The following is a 19,852-nucleotide window of genomic DNA, read 5'->3' on the forward strand; positions in this document are numbered from 1 at the left end:
TGAATGTTTTAACTGAAAAATAAGGCGATAACCGGGGCGCGTTATTATTTGTCCGGCCAGGGCATCACCGGGAATTATCGGCTACTGCCCGCGCGTTGTCATTTCCGGTATTTTTTCTCAATGTTATCTATCAGGCAGACGCGGAATAAGAATGACTCATCAGCTCCTCCAAAAACAGGCGAAGGATCGCCGGTTGTGTGGCTCCCCGTTTTGTTATCGAAGAAAACGGCCATTTAGAGCCAAATTGCTCAGGCTCCAGCTGGCGCATTTGACCCGCGTTAACCCACTGGCGGGCATAGTGCCGGGGGAGAAAACCGAGGTACGCGCCGGTCAGAATGAGAATGGCCTGTGCTTCGACATTGTCGACGGTAGCGGCGGCATAGCTTGATTTGAGCAATTGCAGATCGCGTTGTTGCAGAAAGCCGCGTGCGACAATTTGACTCTCACGAATCGCATCGATGAGGGCATCGCCGCGTGGAGGATTATCGAAAAGCGGATGATAGCGGCTGCAATACAGACCATCAGGCTCATCGTATAACTGCGTATAACTGAGCCCGGCCACCTCAAACGGGAAATGGCCAATGGCGACGTGCAATCGCCCGTCAAGGACGCGTCCTTCTAGCTCTGCGGGCGTGCCAATGTAGATATCCAGTTGCACATCGTGACCGTGGGAGACGAACTGGCGCAACGTACGCGACAGGACGCTGTCGTTGTCAGTGGCGGTATTGTCAATGATGCCCAGATAGAGCTTGCCGGAGATGTGCCGCTTGAGCGCGGAGGTATCCATACAAAACGTATCCACCGCCAGAAACAGCCGTTGCGCCGCCTCGTAGGTGGCGGTGCCGTATTCCGTCAGTCGAAACCCGCAACGCCCGCGTTCGCACAATTTGACGCCGAGGCGAGTCTCCAGGCTGGTCATGTGTTCGCTGATCGTGGACTGGCTCACATTCAACGCCGCCTGAGCTGCAGAAAAACCGTTACATTTCACTATGGTCATGAAAATTCTGAGTAGCTTAAGGTCAATATTCTGCAGTTGATTCACGTCTCTATCTCCTCATGCGTTACTTCGGAAAAGCCGATATGAATATCTGATGTTTTCTATTTTTATCATGCAAATTGTTGTCCATAGTCATTGTTATGGCAAGTCAACCTGTGCCAGGTCGTTTCAGAAAATTCACAGACTGGGGGAGAAAGTATGGGGAACAATAACTACGAGTCCGGACGATTGAATCTGCCGTTTGTCGGCCATTGTACGTTTGCCAAAGCGCCGGTATGCCTCAACTGGGAAGAGATTGATGCCGATGTCGCGATTCTGGGCGCGCCCAACGATATGGGGACGCAGTGGCGCTCTGGTGCCCGCTTCGGACCCCGCGGAATTCGCGAGGCGTCTACGTTATTTTCGTTTGGTCATGCTGGTGCCTATGATCATGAAGACGATGCGCTGTATCTGACGCAAGACCAGGTAAGAATGGTCGATGTGGGCGATGCTGACATCGTGCACACCGATATGACCAGCAGTAACGCAAACATTGAACTGGCGGTACGTAAGATCCTGGCTTCCGGCGCGATGCCGGTGGTGCTGGGCGGCGACCATTCCATTCACGCCCCGGTCATTAAGGCCTATGAAGGGCGCGGGCCGATTCACATCGTCCATTTCGATGCCCACCTCGACTTCGTCGATGAGCGCCACGGCGTGCGCTATGGCCATGGCAGCCCGCTGCGCCGTGCGTCAGAAATGAATCACATCGCGGGCATGACGCAACTCGGTATCCGCAACGTCTCCTCATCCAACCGCAGCGACTACGACGCGGCGCGTGCAGCGGGTTCCAATATTCTGTCGGTACGCGACGTACGCCGTTTAGGCGTTGAAGGCGTGCTGGAGCAGATCCCGCAGGGCTGCAACTACTACCTCACCATTGATATCGACGGTTTTGACCCGTCGATTGCCCCGGGCACCGGTACGCCGAGCCACGGTGGTTTCCAGTACTACGAGGTGCTGGAGATTATTCAGGCGCTGGCGAAACGCAGTGGCGGCAACATTATCGGTATGGATTTGGTTGAAGTGGCGCCCGCCTACGATCCCTCCGGCGTGACCTCGATTCTGGCAGCCCAACTGCTGATGAATAGCATTGGTTTTATTTTCTACGAGCGTAAGCAATCCCAGGCTCGCTAAGCAACAAGTGGGTGGTTAAACCACCCCTCTGAACCCTACCTGCATAACCCGTGAGTTAAAAATCGGGTGTAAAAAAAAGAGGATCATCAAATGGATGCAGCAGTAACGCACTATCTCAATCGTTACGGTATTTTAGACGCGACACGACGCTTTTTGAGCAAACCGCAGAAGATGTTTATTGGCGGAGAGTGGGTTGACGGTAGCGAAGGGGAGGTCAGCGCCGTTATCGAGCCTTCCACGCAGGGTGTGTTGACCACGATCCCGTTGGCTACCGCGTCTGACCTTGATCGCGCCGTGGCGGCGGCTCGCCAACAGTTCGACCACGGTGAGTGGCGTCGTCTTAAACCGCTGGAGCGCGAGCGTATGCTGCATCGCCTGGCCGATCTGATTGAAGCCAATGCCAGAGAACTTGCTGAGATCGAATCCATTGATATGGGGAAATCGGTGAAGCAGGCGCGCGACGTTGATATCCAGGGCACCATCGACACCTTTCGCTACTTCGCGGGCTGGGCCTCAAAACTGCATGGCCGCACGGTAGAACCTTCGCTGCCGGGCAATTATCTGGCGTATACCCGCAAAGAGCCGATCGGCGTGGTGGCTGCGATTGTGCCGTGGAACTTCCCCCTGCAAACCATGGCGTGGAAACTGGCGGCGGCGCTGGCGGTGGGATGTACTGCGGTGATTAAGCCCGCTGAACTGACCTCATTATCGACACTGCGTTTTGCTGAACTGGTTCAGGAAGCGGGTATTCCGGACGGCGTGGTGAATATCGTCACCGGATACGGCAGTGTGATTGGCGCGGCCATGACCGCGCATCCGGGGATCGACAAAGTGACCTTTACCGGTTCGACGCCTGTCGGGCGTTCCGTCGGGCAGACGGCGGTTGAAAACATCAAGCGCGTGACCCTGGAGTTGGGCGGGAAATCCCCGGTTCTGGTGCTGGAAGATGCCGATATCCCTGCCGCCGCACAGGCGGTGGCCAACGGGGTATTTTTTAACTCCGGCCAGGTCTGCGATGCGGGGACCCGCGCCTATATTCACCGCAGTATTTACGACCGTTTCCTGGCGGCGCTCGCCGACTATACCGCCACGCTGAAAATGGCCCCGGGCCTCGATCCGGAGTGCTTCATTAGCCCGCTGGTTTCCGCCAAACAGCAGGACACCGTGCTGTCATACATTGACGCTGGCGTGCGCGAAGGGGCGACGCTTTACTATGGTGGACGTCCCCAGGACAGAGACGGATTCTTCGTCGAACCGACCATTTTTGCTCACTGTCGCAATGATATGCGTATCGTGCGCGAAGAGATCTTCGGCCCGGTGCTGGTCACCGCGCCGTTCGATACCGTCGAAGAAGCGGTTGAGCTTGCCAACGACTCGCCGTTTGGTCTGGCTGCGGCGATCTATTCAAACGATTTGGCCCGCGTGCATACCCTTATTCCCCAGCTACATGCCGGTTCGGTGTACGTCAACGCGCACAGCACCATCGACCCGGCGCTGCCGTTCGGTGGTTTCAAGGAGTCCGGCTTTGGTAAAGATCTCGGCCCAGAGCAGCTTGACTACCTGATGGAAACCAAAACCGTGTGGATCACCTTGCCTTCATAGTCTGACTTATCGGCCCTTCCCGCGCAGCGTCATGCTGCCCGGAAGGGTCTGGTACGGCACAACACACTGAGCTAACGAGCCGGCAACCGCCTGGCTTAATGAATTCTTATTGCTTCACCCTTCCTACCAAGGGGTACCCTATGCAACCAGAATCAACCGCAGTGAAAGGGACAAGCAGTGAACAAAGTCCAATAGAAGGACGCTCGATCGACTTTGTGCCAGAACAGGAACGCACCGATAAACTCTCCAGTCAGGGACCCTTCTGGTTTGTCGGCAATTTTACTTTTTTTACCATGACCATCGGCTTTGTCGGGCCGAGCGTCGGACTTGATGCGCTATGGACTACGCTTGCGGGCACTCTGGGCATCATGTTCGGTACGCTGTTCATGGCTTTCCACGGATCGCAGGGACCGCACCTGGGGCTGCCGCAGATGATCCAGTCGCGCGCGCAGTTTGGCTATCGCGGCGTGGTGCTCGTGTTGTTAGCAACGCTGTTTGTGTTTGCTGGCTTCAATATTGTCAACCTGGTGCTGATGATGCAGGGGTTGAAAACGCTGTTTAGCTGGAACCCGTTCCAGGTCGCGCTGGCGGTGACGGTACCGGCAACCATTCTGGCCATCCTCGGCCACGACTGGATGCACAAAACCTTCAAATGGTCGTTGTTTTTATCGTTGCCGTTGTACGGTCTGGTGACGCTGGCGGTGCTGATGGGCTGGGTTCACGATGCTCCGGCCGTCGAAGGGGCGGCGAAGGCGGCACCTTTGGGTTTCAACTGGACGGGCTTTGTTGCTCAGTTTGCGGCCGCCGCCAGTTACAACATCGCTTACGCACCGTATGTGTCCGACTATTCGCGCTATCTGCCAAAAAATACCTCCAGCGGTAAATTGATCGCCGCCGTGTTTCTGGGGGCATCGTTGTCGGGGGCCTGGATGATCTCGGTGGGCGGCTGGTTGGCGTCGCATCTGCGCGCGACGGATGTGCTGGTGGCGCTTAATACGGTTGGCGCTAACTTTTCTCCTCATCTGGGGACTGCCGTTGTGGCCATCACTATCCTGGCGTTCCTGCCGGTGATTGCGATGAATATCTACAGCGCCAAACTGACAGCTATTACCAGCGTGGACTCCTTCAGGAAGATAGAGCCGACGGCCAAAGCACGCATCGTGGCCATCATCTTTGTGGTGCTCCTGCAACTGGGCGTGGCGATGAGCATCTACAACTCCAGCTCGGGGTTGTCCGTGCTGAATATCTATCTGGTGGTGATGCTGTACTTCCTGGTGCCCTGGACGGCGGTCAATCTGACGGATTATTTCTTTGTACGCAGAGGGCGTTACGCCATCCCGCACTTCTTCCAGCCGCACGGCAACATTTATGGCCGTTGGGGGGCGCGTGGTTTGCTCTCTTACCTCGCGGGTTTTCTCGCGATGGTGCCGTTCTTTTGCATCTTCGACGGCGGTCGTGAGGTGTTTGTTGGGCCGATAGCCCGCGCGATGGGCAGCGTTGATCTGGCCTGGCTGGTAGGGCTTATTGCCTCCAGCATCGTCTACTACGTCTCCTGCCGTTCACTGAACCTGCATCATGAAGAAGCCGTGATTTCGCATATTGAATTACACATGCCGGAGTACACCACGGGTAATAAAGGTGTGCCTGTCGCAATTGTCCAGAACCAAAATGGAGCAAGATAATGATGTCTACTAAACAGTTCGACTACATCATCGTAGGGGCAGGATCGGCCGGCTGCGTACTGGCAAACCGCCTGACTGAAGATCCGCGTGTGAACGTACTGGTTATCGAATACGGCGGAAGCGATCGCAACATTATTATCCAGATGCCCAGCGCGTTTTCGATACCGATGAACACCAAAAAATTTAACTGGCACTACGAAACCGAGCCGGAACCGCATCTGGATGGGCGTCGTCTGCACTGTCCGCGCGGAAAAGTGCTGGGCGGATCGTCATCGATCAACGGCCTGGTCTACATCCGGGGTCACGCTTACGACTTCGATGAGTGGGAGTCGTTAGGGGCCAAAAACTGGGGTTATCGCAACTGCCTGCCTTACTTCCGTAAAGCAGAGAACTACAAGTTTGGCGGCGATGATTATCGTGGTTCAGAAGGCCCGTTGAGCACCAACAACGGCAACAACATGCAGAACCCACTGTATGGCGCCTGGGTTGAAGCCGGTGCGCAGGCGGGCTATATCAAAACGGATGATACGAACGGCTATATGCAAGAAGGCTTTGGCGCGATGCATATGACGGTTAAAAATGGCGTGCGCTGGTCTACCGCAAATGCCTATTTGCGACCAGCTATGACACGACCTAACCTGACCGTCGTCACCAATGCGATGACGCGCAAGCTGGTGCTGGCAGGTAAACGCGTTGTTGGCGTCGAGTATGAGCAGGGGGGAGAAATCCACACCGTGCGCTGTACGCGAGAAGTGTTGATCTCTTCCGGTCCAATCGGTTCCCCGCACTTGTTACAGCGCTCCGGTATTGGCCCCGCCGAGGTTCTGCGTAAAGCCGGAATCGAGGTGAAACACGATCTCCCCGGCGTGGGGGAAAACTTGCAGGATCACGCCGAGATTTATATCCAGTTCCAGTGCAAAGAACCGGTCTCGCTGAACAGCAAAATGGGACTGTTTTCTAAAGCATTAATTGGCCTGCGCTGGCTGCTGTTTAAAGATGGTCTGGGGGCGAGCAACCATTTCGAAGCGGGAGGATTCATCCGTTCAGAAAAGGGGTTGCGCTGGCCGGATATTCAGTTCCATTTTTTACCTGCGGCAATGCGTTACGATGGCGATAAGCCGTTCAAGGGACACGGTTTTATGGTGCTGACCGGCCCTAACAAACCGAAGAGCCGTGGCTATGTGCGGGTACGTTCTGCCGATCCGTATGAGCATCCGGAAATTCGTTTTAACTACCTGGAGCGCGAAGAGGATCGTGAAGGTTTTCGCCGCTGCGTGCGTCTGACGCGTGAGATCATCGGTCAGCCCGCGATGGACAGTTTTCGTGGCGAGGAGTTGGCTCCCGGCCCGAACGTCAACACGGACGAGGAGATCGATGCGTTTGTGCGCGCCAATATGGAAAGCACGATGCATCCGTGTGGCTCCTGCCGGATGGGGGAAGACTCGCTGGCGGTCGTCGATTCCGAACTGCGCGTGCATGGTCTGCAAGGGGTTCGCGTGATTGACTCTTCCGTGTTCCCAACGGAACCGAACGGCAACCTGAATGCACCGACGATCATGCTGGCGGAACGTGCGGCGGATCTGGTTCGGGGCCGCGCGATGCTCGTGCCGTCAGAGGTTGAAGTCGGCCTGGCGGATAAGTGGGAAACGCAGCAACGTACCCACGAACCTCGCCGTAAAGTGGCCGTCTGAACACATTTCGTAACGCGTACGGTGATGGCCGGTCCGGTGCGCAAATGGTGCTTCACATGGGAGGATGACCACGCGTGGATTAACAAAACGTATCCCGCCCGCTAAGCGGGGGAGTGGCGGCAGTGATTAGGGTCATTGCCGCCCGTTTTGGATTTATCCCGGTATTGACGAGGAAAGATAAGAATTATTTTTAAGCAAAACTAAAGCTTGCTATGTTTGGTTAACCATGCGTTAATGACTGTGCGGTTTGATACAAAATTATCTGAAGTAGTCATTGTAATATTTCTCATCATGATTCCCTCTTGAGATTCCCTTTAGGTTTTTTTCTCTCTGATAAATTTTCTTTCGGACTATTTTGCCCAAGGGCTAACTCAATAAGGTAATAATTTATGTCTAATAAAATGACTGGTTTAGTAAAATGGTTTAATGCTGATAAGGGTTTTGGTTTTATCACCCCTAAAGATGGCAGCAAAGATGTATTCGTCCATTTTTCTGCAATTCAAAGTAACGATTTCAGAACGCTTAATGAAAATCAGGAAGTTGAATTTTCGGTAGAACAGGGCCCTAAAGGTCCAACGGCAGTCAATGTCGTGGCGCTCTAAGGTAACTGATATTACTAACCATATTCACTTCCGGTGTCCATGTTGTCATGGTTCACAATACAGAACATCAACGTTTGATGTCACTGAAAGCAATCCCTTCGGCGCAAAATGTATTTTTTGCAAGTCGACAATGATGACATTCGATAATGTCGCGTTGTACGTCCGTTCCGGTCAGGCTCCATTAGATTTCAGAAAATAATGCATATTGGCTCCGCACTGGAGCCATATTTGATTTCAGTATGATAACAGATGGCCTGCAGAGGGCATCACGGTGGGGTTATGAAAAAAGTGATTGTATTTTTTAACGCAGAACCTGCTGCTGTTGTTTCCGTTATGAGTGGCATCACGACAATTTTACGTGAATATCCCAATGGCGAGAAAACGCATTTACCGGTCATGTCTGCTGGATTTCCTTCCCTGACGGGCGATCATCAAGTCGTTCATGTCGCCTCCGATCGCGATATTAGTTCAGAAGAAATTCTGGATGCCGCGAGAAAGTTTCTTTAGCGAAACCGTACATCTCTTCCTCTTTCACTGCTGAATCCCGGCCTGTTTTTGCCTAAAGAATGAGCATCGCCAGTTCTCGGGGTTATTGAATGTTTCAGCAGGATAGCTTATAAATATCTGTGCCTTACAGGCAAACTGAAATCATTAACCTTGCTGGCGCGTTGCTGCCTTTACAAACCAGAAGAGGTCAACAGTGAACATTGAAGACTTAAAAAGAAAAACAGAAGCGGATATATCGGAATTTATCACGAAGAAAATAGTGGAACTGAAAAAGAAGACCGGGAAAGAGGTCTCGGATATTCAGTTTTCCGCTCGTGAGAAGATGAGCGGTCTTGAAAGCTATGACGTAAAGATTAAATTAATTTAATTCTTTTTTCGTTCCTTGAGCTTTATTTATATAAAACATCACTTTTCTCTGAAGTGATGTTTTTTTGTTTTGCGTTGCATACGATTTGACCACCGCGTGATACGATGAAGCTCATTCATTGAAAGGTTAATCATCATGTCATTTTTCGATTACGCAATGAAATTCATTGGTGGCGCTTCTACAACTACCGTCACTTGCCCAGAGTGTGGTCTCAAGTCTTCCCAGTCCGCGTCTAAAATTCGTCTGAAGCAGGCAATGCTTTGCCCTGGATGTAAGGCCCTGTTTATTGTGCCGCGCTCAGGCTCGTGATGTGGATTCTGGTGGCGGTTAATGACGAGAGACGGGATTTCAGAACCGGTATTTTAACATGTGGAAGTTCCGAATTAACCTGCCGATTTTTTAGTCTGGGTGATGAGGGGCAGTTTGACGATAGGTGATTAACGGGTGAAATGAGGTTCATTTCTGGTTTATGCTTCGTAGCGGATTTATGGAGCGGGAAGGCCGTCAATATGAGAATTAATCAACTTTGTTACAGCGTACTGGTGCTCTCATTGATAGCCAGCTATTTCGTTTTTCATTCGTTCTGGGCATGGTTGTTGCTGGTCAATATATTCACTTTTCTGCTCTATGGCGCAGATAAATATGCTGCACGTCGCGACTGGCAGCGCGTGCCAGAAAAGACGCTTCTGATCTTTGGCCTTGTAGGTGGGTGGCCCGGTGGTGTGATCGCGCAGCAGTTGTTCCGGCATAAAACCCAGAAACAACCGTTCAAAACCTGGTTTATGGTGAGTGTTATTGTGAATTTGGTCGTGTTGTTAGGTCTGGTATATCAAAGCGAATTACTTGAGCAAATAACAACACTGTGAGACTGGCGTCTGTTTCACGCTTAGAGATTAGTGGCTTCAGAACGGGCAGGCATGGTTAGCTGTGATCTTTTCCAGGCTTATGGGATGAACAAAATGCAACTGACAGGCGTGCAGCATCAACCGTGGCGTCCGCTCGGTGCCTGGCAACAGGCGCCCACCGTACAGGTCGCAGCCCAAAATAGGGTGGCCCAGTTGCTGGCAGTGAATGCGTAGTTGATGGGTACGCCCGGTCTCCGGGGTTAGCGCTACCCGCGTTACCGGCAGTAACGTTTGATCTTCCCGTTCGTAATACAAGCGCTCAATGACCCGATAGCGGGATCGGGCGGGTTTGCCGTTGATTGCGCAAATTGACATCAGCGGGAACAGCGCGGGGTCTTTGGCAATCGCCGCGTCTATTACCCCTTCATTGTCGTTCAGATGTCCGCAAAGCAGTGCGCTGTACACTTTGGTCACTGTACGCTGACTGAACTGTTGGCAGAGTGCGGCATTGATAGCCTTATTACGGGCAATCACCATCAGCCCGGACGTCCCGAAATCAAGGCGGTGGACCAGGGTGCAACCGGGGAATATCTGTACCAGCCGATGATGCACCGAATCGATATTTTGCGGATTTTTCCCCGAGAGACTGAGCAATCCTGTGGGTTTATTGATAAGGACCAGGTGATCGTCCTGATAGAGTATTTCTATCTTGTCATGGCACGGCGGGGCAATAAAGGAATCGAAAATCGTAGACATCAGGCTGCCCGGATGGAGAGTGAGGACGGATAATAACGAATTTTTAGCTGACTGGCGAATCTTCAGTTTCATTGAGTGGACTGGCGGAGTATCGGTTTTTTCATGTGCTTTTATCCAGCTCAGCAGTGAGTTTTAGGATTTCATCCTGAATGTATTTTCGCCGCTGTTTGAATAAATATCGGGAAGGAATCACCCTCTCAATAAGGGTTGGTTTTCTGCTGACATATCGCGAAACCAGCTCTTTGATATCGTCCTCTGACCATTCGTCTATAACGGGAGTGGGGTTATAAAGAAGGTTTGTCTGCAGAGCGGGGGCGACTTCCTCATCCAGAATAGTAAAAATCTCTTCCCGACTTAGCCCGGAGTCCTTCAGCACTTGCGCCATCCATCTGTAGTCATAGTCCTGGAGATCACGCCAGGTGAAAAGTTCAGATAACGCATACCAGACAGGGGCACGGGTAATCAATTCGGCTTCGCTAAGCTGCATAGACATTTTTTCCCTGTGGTGAAATGTATCGGGTTCCCGCAGATGAAATACCGGGTCGGGCGCGAATGCATACGGCTAAAATTATGCTGTAAAAGCAACCGATGGCCAGAGCCCGGGCGATTTAACAGCATTGGACATCATCACGAACTTCCGAACCCGTTGCATGCTACTTTCAGTAGTGCGTTATGAAACATAAAGCCCGTGATTTAGATTTTTCTCTTTGAGTCAGGGTCTCTGTCGATACTGCGATACAAGGCAGTCTACCGTATCACCGCGTTGTTATATATGCTGTAAATCGTGGGATATAAGGTCTGTACGAAACAAAATCCGCCCATGGGCGGATTTTGGCTGCAACTAATTAGGAACGCGCCGCAGCATATCGATGACTCAGGGGAGAATAACCAGAGTTTGGCTTACAGTTCGATTTTGCATGCTTTGATGAATTTAGTTACGGATTTTTTAGCAAACGAGACAGATCCGGAGCCTGATGAGAGTTGATTCCCTTTGCTATCCATAACTCCAATTAAAAAGTCTTGTCTGGAGGTTTGAGCCTGTAGTTGACGTAGAAGAGTCATAATTTTATCTTTTTCAGTGCTGGTAAGCGCTATAGACTCCGGGCTTCTTCTTATCAATGTCGTGTTCAAGGCTACAGGCTGGTTATCATCAATCTTGATGAGCGTCTGATAACTCCCTTTTCCTGTGACAACCGTATTTCTATCTGCTTCAACCTGACTGATCGCTAACTTTCCTTCAGAGCAATCAAATACAACCGACTGATTTTCATTCGATATTTCTCCAATGAGTTCAGCTTTTTTACCAGCAGAGAATATATCGTTCTCGACAACCGTTTTCCATGATGCCTGTGCAACGGGTAAGTATGTAAATGAAAATAAACTTATAAGCACTATTTTTCTTAACATTTAAGACGCCTTTTTTTGGTTGTCTGGCGGTTCGTGTAACATGTTTCCGCAGTAGAGTAGAGAGTGGATCTGGTATTGAGTCCTGCAAACCGGAAACATTTTAATCAATGTATTGGAATTTATTTTGCTTTTAAGTGGCTTGCCGAAGCGGGGCGGTTGCTAACCAAACACAGTCAGACCAACGATAAACACCGGGGTTGTAACGGTGCTGGTTGTTACACATCTTGGGAGCTGTTGGTTTAGTTTAATGTCTGGTGGTACAACGTCATGACTGTTCATTATTAAACCAGTATCTATAAGCCCACTCTATGATGATAAGGTTACATTACTGCCTTTTTTTAATAATTTAAAAGTGTGGCTTTGTGTATTATTGAATTTGAGTGTGTAATTCAAATTTATGATGAATGAATTTAATTTTAATGATTTTCTGTTTGGATTGTTTTTCAAGATTTATTATTTTGGGGTAAGGTTTGTTAATTATTGGCGAGAGGAACGATCGCTGACCCTGGTCCAAAATAAGTGCTGTGATAAATCAGAGATCTTCGCCTTTCTGGCCGGGATCTCAAAAAGTGCGTGGAACTAAAAGTGGTGTGTTTACACATGGGCCGCATCGTGAAGGTTAACTTCCACGAATACACGCCAGATGGCAGTTTGCGTCACCCACGTCTGAAATGGCCGAAATGTTTGCGCGATACCGAAGACCGTATTGGAGATAAAGAATGATGCTCGGCTGGATGATTGTCTTTTTAGTCGTCGGCATCGCTATCGGCAGTCTGGTGATGTCCAGTAGCATCAACGATTACGTAAAAGCCGGTGTTATGCAAAGGCGCGGCCGCATTTACCGCATTGTAGATATCACGTATACACTGAAGGAGATTAAGGATGATTATGTTAAGTAAACGGGAGAAGGAAACCCTGCGTGAAATCAGCAAATAGTCGTGTTTCCATGCTCACAGGTAGTCAAAGACGCGCGCCAAATTGGAACGCATGAACCTTGTGGCCAACGTTGCGGCAGAAGGTAAAACTGAGAATTACCAACTGACAGAAAAAGGTCTTCGTCTTCTGCTGTAACTGACTGAAGCGGGAGCCATTTAAATGATTCCATACATCGTATTGGCCTTTGCTAAAATGGGGAGTCGTTCTCGGCATGAGGTCCGCTTGGAAAACGGAAAATATCCTACGCTAAGCCTGTTCTTGTTAAAATAACAGCCATGAAAGGCGGCAGTTCGGATATCGAAAATTATTGTATGTTAAGGCTGTTTTTTTAACCCTTTCGACTTTAGCTGGTCTCAGGCGATGAAACTTACCGGAAGCCGGTATCCTGTTGCTTTTCCAGATATAATCGCCTGTCAGATTGATATGCTCCCAGCCTAACGGGGTTTTATGATAATCAGAAGGTTCAATAATGGTGATGAAATTGCGTTATTCAGCATATTTTTATCATCAGTACATACGATAGCTTCACACTACTACACACATGAACAAATAGAGGCATGGGCTCCGGCAGATATTGACCCGAAACAATGGGCCATTCACATGAGAGAACTACGGCCATTTATCGTTGAGATGGATGGTGAAATAGCTGGATACGCAGATGTCCAGCCGAACGGATACATCGATCACTTCTTTGTATCGGGAACCTATCCGAGACAGGGAGTCGGGACACTATTGATGAATACCATTCATGAAGAAGCCAGACAACTTGGAATTGGTGAACTTACGTCAAATGTAAGTAAGGCAGCGGAAGCATTCTTTCTACGACACGGTTTTCATGTAGTGGAGCGAGGTTTTCCTGTTCGTCGTGGCGTAGTATTGCAAAATGCATTGATGCGAAAAAAACTCTTGAAGCAATAAAAAGCTGATTGAAAGGAAGTATCGTCCTTTGCATGCAGTTGATATCAGTCAGTATAAAAAATCATCTTAACGTACAATAATTTCGATATCCAAACTGCCCCCTGAAACGACTACAGGCATTCTACTTCCAGTTAAGAATGTCTGGTGTCAGCAGGAGCGTGAAATAAGGCGCTTCGATGCGGCTTGTCGTTTCGTTTTCAACCATACGCTCGCTCTCCAGGATGAGAACCATGCAAAAATCAGTAATTAATACTCTTCGCAGACATTTTCGTTCCATCTAACCTCAAAGCCCATACATGAAAAATATGACATCCAAAAAGCTTCCAGCCATCTCATGGCCACAATTTTTGCTTTCTGCTCCGTATTTTACCTCCGCGCTGTCCGATTCGGTCAGCGGCAGCTTCTCTGACCTACCAGCTTTGCCAAGAGCCGTGCTCTATTGGGATTTGTTTGATGCCGAGATCAGCAATGGTGGCGTGGCGCAGTACTTCTATAACCAAGCGTTGTCGCTCCCAGGGTTCGACCAGGTGCCCGAGTTCGTTGCGGCTCATCCCGTTCTGAACCAGTATCGGCATTTTGTTGATGAGGTTCACAAGGCATGGTACGACGTCTCAGAACAGGTACATGCTGCGGAGGACGAAGGGGATTGGCCCGAAGAGCTATTTAAGAGTCTCAAGCCTAAATTTGAAGCGTTGGAAACAGCGTTCTTCGCCATCAACCACGATATCTCGCAGGCGTTGAATGCCCATCTACTCGGGGACCCACATGCATATTTCGATATTGCCCCACTTGATGACGTCACCGCGAATGGTCTGGCGTGGATTGAATGCCGAGGCAAGGGCTTTCGTGGCAAGTTACGCTTCGTTGACGGCTTCCCCGTCGGCCCCAACGTCTTTGAGCGCGGGAATAATGGAGAATGCGACGTGGTGTGGTTCTCCAGGGATCGCCAGATCATGGTCTGCGAGCGAGTTGGAGAGGGCGGAAAAGCTCGAAATCGTGACACCATTCATTACCCAAGTTTTCGTACGCATCAAATGAGATTTAACGGGGTGGGCCTGGAGTCGCAATCCGATGGACGTTCGTTCTGGTACAAGGAGGGGCTGCATGAGTCTTACCACGATAACGGGTGTATTAAGTCAAGTAAATTGTATGCGGCGGGTAATGAGCTCGTGATGGAATATTTTCACAAAAGCGGCCAGTTGATGATGCGAACAGAGCAACATGAAGGTCAACAATGCTGTGTGCGATATTGGCCGAACGGTCAGATCAATACCCGCAGCACCAAGGAAGATGCTCACGAGGAGCGATATCAACAGTGCTTCGCTGAGGATGGAACCGACCTGGCTCCCAATGGCAACGGAACTCTGCGTCAGACGATTAGCGATGGAGGTTGGTGTGAGGGTAGACTAGTGGATGGCCTCCTTGAGGGTGAGGTCACATGCCATAAGAAGGACGGCTCGCTGGACGGCAAGGCGTTCTTCAAGCGTGGTAGAGATAATTAACCGCGAACCTGGTAGCACATTTTGTTGGGCTCTGTCGCATTAACGATGGCAGTTCGACCAAATTTGCGTTGTAAAATGGCTGCTATGCCTGCTTAAAAAACAGGCTTAGCGTAGGAGATTTTCCGTTTTCCAAACGGACCCGGGCATCATCAAGTACCATAAAATAATTAGACCGCCTATTAAGGCGGTCTAATTATTACTTCGAGTTAAGTTAAAATCACCATGATGCTATGTCAGCAAAACGTAATTCAACTACGCCGTAAAGAAACAAATAAGCCGATAACAACATGATTTATTTCTTTAAATCTACTACGTTATTTTCATTATCGATAATGAACGTGAAGTAATAATTTTCCCCATCAATGGCATAAGTAGCGTTATACGCCACCCCCTTATCAAGATTGGCATTGAAGCAAGTATCCGGATAAGTAAGCCGGACTGAATCTCTAAACATCAATTCCTTGTAATCCGCTCCATTTGTTGTCAACCCATAGCGAGTAAGGACATCTTGCTTGTCGACTGTAAAGCAAACACGCTCGCCATCGATGTATATCGATCTATGTTTACTCATCTTCGCGCCGTCCTTCCCCGGACAACCTGTAAGCAGAACAATCAAAGGAACTAGTAAAAGCAATTTTCTCATCCGGGGAATCTCCCTAAAACCCGTTCGTATTTCTTCATCAGATCATGTGTTGATTCTGCAGGGTTATAATCCCTGTAATCAATTAGATACGTGTAGCGGCTGAATCCATATGTTTTTAATAGCCAGTAATCGCTTACGATCGAGGCTTGTTGTTCCAGACTGTAATCTAGTAATTTATTCTTATCCAGACTGTATGTGTAATCAGCAAAACGGGAAAACATCCCCCTCATTCTTACCCACATTCCGTGCTGGTGCTGCCAGACGTGCATCATTTCGTGCATGAAAAGGTGTTGCTGTTCTACTCGGCCCTTTTGCGGAGCCGAAAAATCATCTTCATAATTGTCTTGTCGAAACCACATTTCACCATTAGGGGCCATAGCAATATTGGCAGGCTGTAGATTAAATGGCAGATAGCTTTCTAAATGAACCCATACTTTGTTGTAATGGATGCTGTAGTGATATAGAGAACTTGCCAGATAAATTTCACCAATTCTTAATCGTCGAAGACCTCCTTCATTTGTCTTCGGCCAAGTTACAGAATTTGGGTTATTCATTCCTTGCCCCCTCAATAAATTAACACTTAGTCGTAAATCGTATACTAACGGTAGAGCTATTTTTCACGGAAGCCCTTAATAAAGGGGGGAAACCTTGATTTAGGAACTTTCCTACACCAGGTCATTGGAGTTAGCGCGACGCAATGGTCTAGTTGTTTGTAAGTATCCCGCATAATCGAGCCATTCACATTTAGAGATCATCCGGCATAATCAATCTGCCAACGAAGGAGATCGTTATGCGTAAAGCCCGTTTTACTGAGCATCAGATCATCGCTGTGATTAAGTCGGTTGAAGCCGGACGAACTGTTAAAGATGTCTGCCGGGAGGTCGGTATTTCTGAAGCCACCTGGTACAACTGGAAGCCCAGATACGGCGGCATGGAGGCTTCTGATATTAAAAAGATCAAGGGTCTTGAGGGCGAGAACCGACGTCTCAAACAGATGTTTGCCGACCTGAGCCCTGAGAACCGGGCACTGAAAGACGTTATCGAAAAAAGCTTTAAAACCCGCCTTTAAGCATGAGCTGGTCACTCATCTGATAACGACGTTCAGACTCAGTATCCGTCAGGCCTGCCGGAGTCTGAACCTGAGCAGAACGGTTTACCATTACCGCCCGGATACCACGCGTGACGAACCCGTTATTGTCGCGTTGCAGGCAGTGGCAGAGCGATACCCACGATACGGTTTTCCGAAACTCTTCCAGGTTCTGCGGCGGCAGGGATACCCGTGGAATCACAAAAGGATCCACCGTATTTACTGTCTGCTGAAGCTAAATTTTCGCCGTAAGGGCAAACAACGGCTGCCGGTGCGTAATCCCTCGCCACTGGTCACGCCGGAAGCGCTGAACCAGAGCTGGTCTGTCGATTTTATGCATGATTCCCTGGTCTGTGGCCATCGTTTTCGCACGTTCAATGTCGTTGATGACTTTAACCGTGAGGCGTTGTCGATTGAAATCGATCTGAATCTGCCAGCTCTGCGAGTGGTCCGTGTACTCGACAGGATCGCGGCAAATCGTGGCTATCCGGTCATGCTGCGCATGGATAATGGTCCGGAATTTATCTCACTGGCACTGGCTGAATGGGCAGAGAAACATGCAGTAAAACTGGAGTTTATCCAGCCGGGTAAGCCGACGCAGAACGCTTTCATTGAGCGCTTTAACCGGACATACCGTACAGAAATACTCGATTTTTATCTGTTCAGAACGCTGAATGAAGTACGGGAAATCACGGAAAAATGGTTGTCAGAATATAACTGTGAACGCCCGCATAAATCACTGAACAATATGACGCCGGAGGAATATCGACAACACCATTATTTGGCCGGGATCTAAAAAAATGCATGGAACTAAAGCGGGTCTATTTACAGGAGGGCAAGATAGTCTTCACGCGTCATTGATTGGGCGAAACGTCCGCACATAGAAACCTCCAGTCACCAGACTGAAAGTATAGGGAAGGGATACAAAAAAGCCCGCATAAGCGGGCTTTCATGTCACTAAAGAGCCGCGGCTCCTTTGCGTATCCTTTTTTGTCTCCTCACCGTCTGGTCGGTGTCCTGCTGAGACTGCTAACTTCCTGTTTTTGCTAGTGCCGTCCTGGCACTGTCCAATCAAGCTGGCGTCCCTGTGCTTTTAATTATAGTGTATTGATATTTAATGTTTTTGTTTAAATTAATTTCGTTATGGGTTCCAAAAAGGAACCATAAAGTAGAACCACAGAACCTCGCATGGCTCCAACATGCCTAGCGACTTCAAAATAACACGCTCTATGGCAAACTAAATGTAAGTGTGGCTGGATATTTAGCGTCTGATTACTGAGAGGGTCAATAAAAACTGCTCTATCTCAAATACTGTAGTGGCCCATAAACTTGTCCGCTTGAGTCGATGGTGTACCTCGTCCGTTCAGGCCCGGAGTGGCCAATTAGCAGAGTATTCATGTCTGCTATGAGCGAGGATCGGACGTAAAACAACTGTAAAAAACTATTTAACTCAGGCAGACATGTCAAGATTCAGTGAAAATGTCTAATCACTGGTTCGTTAGAAATGCCCATATGTTGAAAAGGCTGCTGCAAAAAAGCCTCTCGCAGCGGCCTCTTTAATATAACGTCATTGTGTGCATCATCTTTAATTATGGGTTTAACTCAAACTGTTCCCCGTTTATTAATTTTCGCAATAAGTCAAGTGCCTCAGATGAGTATTTTCCGACACCACTTTTCCCAGATTTAATGAAAACATGATAATTGTTGTCTGATGCTTTAATGTTAAAGTCGGTTAGTTTTCTTAATTTTTCGAATTCTTGATTAACATAGTGCCACGATCCCATGTCGAGAATCCTTGCCAGATCAGACATTGTATATGGAAAACTAGCATTTAGTGCCTGCCCATTATTGAGTTCAGCGATACCATACATTTTTGCTAATGCATCATCATGCTCTGCAATATTGCGGAACATCTCAAAATCGTATGGAAGTTCTTGTTTAACAAGGGATTCTGATGCGAATGTGTACGTTCTGGCTAGAAATGCACGCACAAGTTTTGGATTAACGCTAATTTCCGGTGTATTAGATGATAACGCATCAAAAATCCAACCAAAATTATTTGCGTATATCACCTTGATTCGAACGCTTTTATTCTCACCAACACCGATTAGCAATTCCTTTTGATGAGAACCAGTGGCCTCGCAGTCCTTACTGAAGGAGACAAGATAAATATTTGGAATCAATGCATTATTGGGAGCGATGATTTCATCTATATCAGAGAGAATTGCCTTTATGTTTTCATCATTGATACTGTACCCAAAGAAAAACAAGGGGTGTTCAGCAAAATATGTTAGCAACTTAGCACTGATATATTTCTTACGTTTATAGAAATCAACATAATCTTCATTTGTAATAACAATACTTTCAACTTCATGACTGCTACCATGAATTTTCATGATTTCGCCATAAGATGAATAATTCACTTTAACAACGTTATGACCAACTATTGCCTGATAATTGTCAAATATTTTTTCTAATGTGTCGTCATAATTTGTTGTGATTATTGCATGAGGTTTTACTTTCCTTAATTTCTGAACTTCCTCTGTATATTCCATGTTCGAGAAATCAACGGAGTTTGATAATTCATTCAGAATGGATGCAATTTCATGCTTAATATAAATATCTTTTGGAGTCGTTCCTTCAAAGTATGTCTCTGGATAGCGATCCTTGCCATCATCCCAAGCCCATTCAGCATAGAAGTCACAAAAATCGCTAGCAATCAAAGGTTTGTTATCACCCTTTGTTTGGCTGTAGTAACCATAAGGGCGTTTGATCAAGGGGCATATTTCCGCTAGTTGCTTTAATAGACCTTCCCAGTCAGGCGCTTTTATATATCGTTGTGAAATACCTGCACCCATGAATAAAATGGGTTGGACTTGTAAGTTTTCAAGGCAAGATTTAACATCTTCGATTATTTCTTCTTGATATTCCGTAAAGTCCATATAGTTACCTCAGGGATAGGTGATTGCTATGTGATGCACCGCGAAACGGTTCGGGGCTTTGTGACACCCAAACTTTACCCCGGTTTCCCAGCGTTTCCTTTGTATATAATATCATTGAAGTTAATTGCGTTTCTCAGAAATCTTCTTAGGATGTGATTGCAATAACGGCAACACAGCGCACACATCGCGGCT

The 19,852-nt window shown here is 48.5% G+C and carries 22 protein-coding genes and 4 pseudogenes; 18 read left to right on the forward strand and 8 right to left on the reverse strand.

What is annotated here, in order from left to right; all coding sequences use genetic code 11:
* Positions 1-130: 130 nt before the first annotated feature.
* The gene (locus tag JM656_RS05120; protein WP_203360287.1) at positions 131-997 is read right to left on the reverse strand and encodes a LysR family transcriptional regulator; all 867 of its coding nucleotides are present in this window, start codon (positions 995-997) and stop codon (positions 131-133) included.
* A 198-nt stretch (positions 998-1,195) separates the two neighbouring features.
* Here JM656_RS05120 and speB point away from each other — a divergent pair, with 198 nt between their 5' ends.
* From speB to JM656_RS05170, 11 genes are all read left to right on the forward strand, one after another.
* On the forward strand, positions 1,196-2,173 hold the full coding sequence (speB, locus tag JM656_RS05125) for an agmatinase (RefSeq protein ID WP_203360288.1): 978 nt from the start codon (positions 1,196-1,198) through the stop codon (positions 2,171-2,173).
* Positions 2,174-2,263: 90 nt separating this feature from the next.
* Positions 2,264-3,775, forward strand: coding sequence for an aldehyde dehydrogenase (locus JM656_RS05130; RefSeq protein ID WP_203360289.1), 1,512 nt, complete (start codon positions 2,264-2,266; stop codon positions 3,773-3,775).
* Positions 3,776-3,915: 140 nt separating this feature from the next.
* Positions 3,916-5,457, forward strand: a complete 1,542-nt coding sequence (locus JM656_RS05135; RefSeq protein ID WP_203360290.1) for a cytosine permease — start codon at positions 3,916-3,918, stop codon at positions 5,455-5,457.
* Positions 5,457-7,148, forward strand: coding sequence for a choline dehydrogenase (gene betA / locus JM656_RS05140; protein WP_238929195.1), 1,692 nt, complete (start codon positions 5,457-5,459; stop codon positions 7,146-7,148). The genes JM656_RS05135 and betA overlap by 1 nt, the downstream gene beginning before the upstream one ends.
* A 389-nt stretch (positions 7,149-7,537) precedes the next feature.
* Positions 7,538-7,750, forward strand: a complete 213-nt coding sequence (gene cspG, locus JM656_RS05145) for a cold shock protein CspG (RefSeq protein WP_192613158.1) — start codon at positions 7,538-7,540, stop codon at positions 7,748-7,750.
* Between the two features lie 10 nt (positions 7,751-7,760).
* Entirely contained in the window at positions 7,761-7,949 is a 189-nt protein-coding gene (locus JM656_RS05150; RefSeq protein WP_192614395.1) for a cold-shock protein, read from the forward strand.
* Positions 7,950-8,029: 80 nt separating this feature from the next.
* Positions 8,030-8,257 (forward strand): hypothetical protein, encoded by a 228-nt coding sequence (locus JM656_RS05155; RefSeq protein WP_192613157.1) that lies wholly within the window; start codon positions 8,030-8,032, stop codon positions 8,255-8,257.
* 117 nt (positions 8,258-8,374) lie between these two features.
* Entirely contained in the window at positions 8,375-8,461 is an 87-nt protein-coding gene (locus JM656_RS22480) for a hypothetical protein (protein ID WP_193568791.1), read from the forward strand.
* Positions 8,451-8,624, forward strand: coding sequence for a GnsA/GnsB family addiction module toxin (locus tag JM656_RS05165; RefSeq protein ID WP_203360291.1), 174 nt, complete (start codon positions 8,451-8,453; stop codon positions 8,622-8,624). The genes JM656_RS22480 and JM656_RS05165 overlap by 11 nt, the downstream gene beginning before the upstream one ends.
* 135 nt (positions 8,625-8,759) lie before the next feature.
* Positions 8,760-8,933, forward strand: coding sequence for a YnfU family zinc-binding protein (locus JM656_RS22230; RefSeq protein WP_255565741.1), 174 nt, complete (start codon positions 8,760-8,762; stop codon positions 8,931-8,933).
* 200 nt (positions 8,934-9,133) lie between these two features.
* Complete coding sequence (locus JM656_RS05170) at positions 9,134-9,490, forward strand: DUF1294 domain-containing protein (RefSeq protein ID WP_203360292.1); 357 nt, start codon at positions 9,134-9,136, stop codon at positions 9,488-9,490.
* A 36-nt stretch (positions 9,491-9,526) separates the two neighbouring features.
* On the opposite strand, the gene JM656_RS05175 is transcribed toward JM656_RS05170, so the two are convergent.
* The 3 genes from JM656_RS05175 to JM656_RS05185 form a co-directional block, all read right to left on the reverse strand.
* The gene (locus tag JM656_RS05175) at positions 9,527-10,225 is read right to left on the reverse strand and encodes an RluA family pseudouridine synthase (protein WP_203360293.1); all 699 of its coding nucleotides are present in this window, start codon (positions 10,223-10,225) and stop codon (positions 9,527-9,529) included.
* Positions 10,226-10,325: 100 nt separating this feature from the next.
* Positions 10,326-10,712, reverse strand: a complete 387-nt coding sequence (locus JM656_RS05180) for a hypothetical protein (protein WP_203361223.1) — start codon at positions 10,710-10,712, stop codon at positions 10,326-10,328.
* Positions 10,713-11,125: 413 nt separating this feature from the next.
* A complete protein-coding gene (locus tag JM656_RS05185) occupies positions 11,126-11,632 on the reverse strand; it encodes a hypothetical protein (RefSeq protein WP_203360294.1) in 507 nt (168 codons plus the stop codon).
* A gap of 597 nt (positions 11,633-12,229) precedes the next feature.
* Here JM656_RS05185 and JM656_RS05190 point away from each other — a divergent pair.
* From JM656_RS05190 to JM656_RS22235, 3 genes and pseudogenes are all read left to right on the forward strand, one after another.
* Positions 12,230-12,355 (forward strand): annotated as a pseudogene (locus JM656_RS05190) (DNA ligase); the annotation flags it as partial.
* The gene (locus tag JM656_RS05195) at positions 12,355-12,531 is read left to right on the forward strand and encodes a hypothetical protein (protein WP_238929231.1); all 177 of its coding nucleotides are present in this window, start codon (positions 12,355-12,357) and stop codon (positions 12,529-12,531) included. The pseudogene JM656_RS05190 and the gene JM656_RS05195, both read left to right, overlap by 1 nt.
* Positions 12,515-12,703, forward strand: a pseudogene (locus JM656_RS22235) (hypothetical protein). Before JM656_RS05195 ends, JM656_RS22235 begins: the two are co-directional and overlap by 17 nt.
* A gap of 126 nt (positions 12,704-12,829) precedes the next feature.
* On the opposite strand, the pseudogene JM656_RS22240 reads toward JM656_RS22235, so the two are convergent.
* Positions 12,830-13,012, reverse strand: a pseudogene (locus tag JM656_RS22240) (hypothetical protein); the annotation flags it as partial.
* Between the two features lie 3 nt (positions 13,013-13,015).
* Here JM656_RS22240 and JM656_RS05200 point away from each other — a divergent pair.
* The 3 genes and pseudogenes from JM656_RS05200 to JM656_RS05210 all read left to right on the forward strand — a co-directional run bounded on the left by JM656_RS05200 (position 13,016) and on the right by JM656_RS05210 (position 14,988).
* A complete protein-coding gene (locus JM656_RS05200) occupies positions 13,016-13,486 on the forward strand; it encodes a GNAT family N-acetyltransferase (protein ID WP_203360295.1) in 471 nt (156 codons plus the stop codon).
* Between the two features lie 101 nt (positions 13,487-13,587).
* Positions 13,588-13,718 (forward strand): annotated as a pseudogene (locus JM656_RS05205) (helix-turn-helix domain-containing protein); the annotation flags it as partial.
* A 64-nt stretch (positions 13,719-13,782) separates the two neighbouring features.
* A complete protein-coding gene (locus tag JM656_RS05210) occupies positions 13,783-14,988 on the forward strand; it encodes a DUF4375 domain-containing protein (RefSeq protein WP_203360296.1) in 1,206 nt (401 codons plus the stop codon).
* Between the two features lie 292 nt (positions 14,989-15,280).
* On the opposite strand, the gene JM656_RS05215 is transcribed toward JM656_RS05210, so the two are convergent.
* Entirely contained in the window at positions 15,281-15,631 is a 351-nt protein-coding gene (locus JM656_RS05215; RefSeq protein ID WP_203360297.1) for a putative T6SS immunity periplasmic lipoprotein, read from the reverse strand.
* Positions 15,628-16,185: a type IV secretion protein Rhs gene (locus tag JM656_RS05220; RefSeq protein ID WP_203360298.1), complete on the reverse strand. Its 558-nt coding sequence runs from the start codon at positions 16,183-16,185 to the stop codon at positions 15,628-15,630. Before JM656_RS05220 ends, JM656_RS05215 begins: the two co-directional genes overlap by 4 nt.
* A gap of 236 nt (positions 16,186-16,421) precedes the next feature.
* On the opposite strand from JM656_RS05220, the gene JM656_RS05225 reads away from it, so the two are divergent.
* Positions 16,422-17,514, forward strand: a protein-coding gene (locus tag JM656_RS05225; protein WP_203360299.1) for an IS3 family transposase whose coding sequence is annotated in 2 segments (ribosomal slippage) — positions 16,422-16,675 and positions 16,674-17,514 — 1,095 coding nt in all. Because the reading frame shifts where the segments join, the coding sequence is not laid out codon by codon here.
* Between the two features lie 793 nt (positions 17,515-18,307).
* Here the strand turns inward: JM656_RS05225 and JM656_RS05230 are convergent.
* The gene (locus JM656_RS05230) at positions 18,308-19,660 is read right to left on the reverse strand and encodes an SIR2 family protein (RefSeq protein ID WP_023317204.1); all 1,353 of its coding nucleotides are present in this window, start codon (positions 19,658-19,660) and stop codon (positions 18,308-18,310) included.
* Between the last annotated feature and the right edge of the window lie 192 nt (positions 19,661-19,852).

The organism is Citrobacter sp. R56, from assembly GCF_016811995.1.
Classification (GTDB): Bacteria; Pseudomonadota; Gammaproteobacteria; order Enterobacterales; family Enterobacteriaceae; genus Citrobacter_D; species Citrobacter_D enshiensis.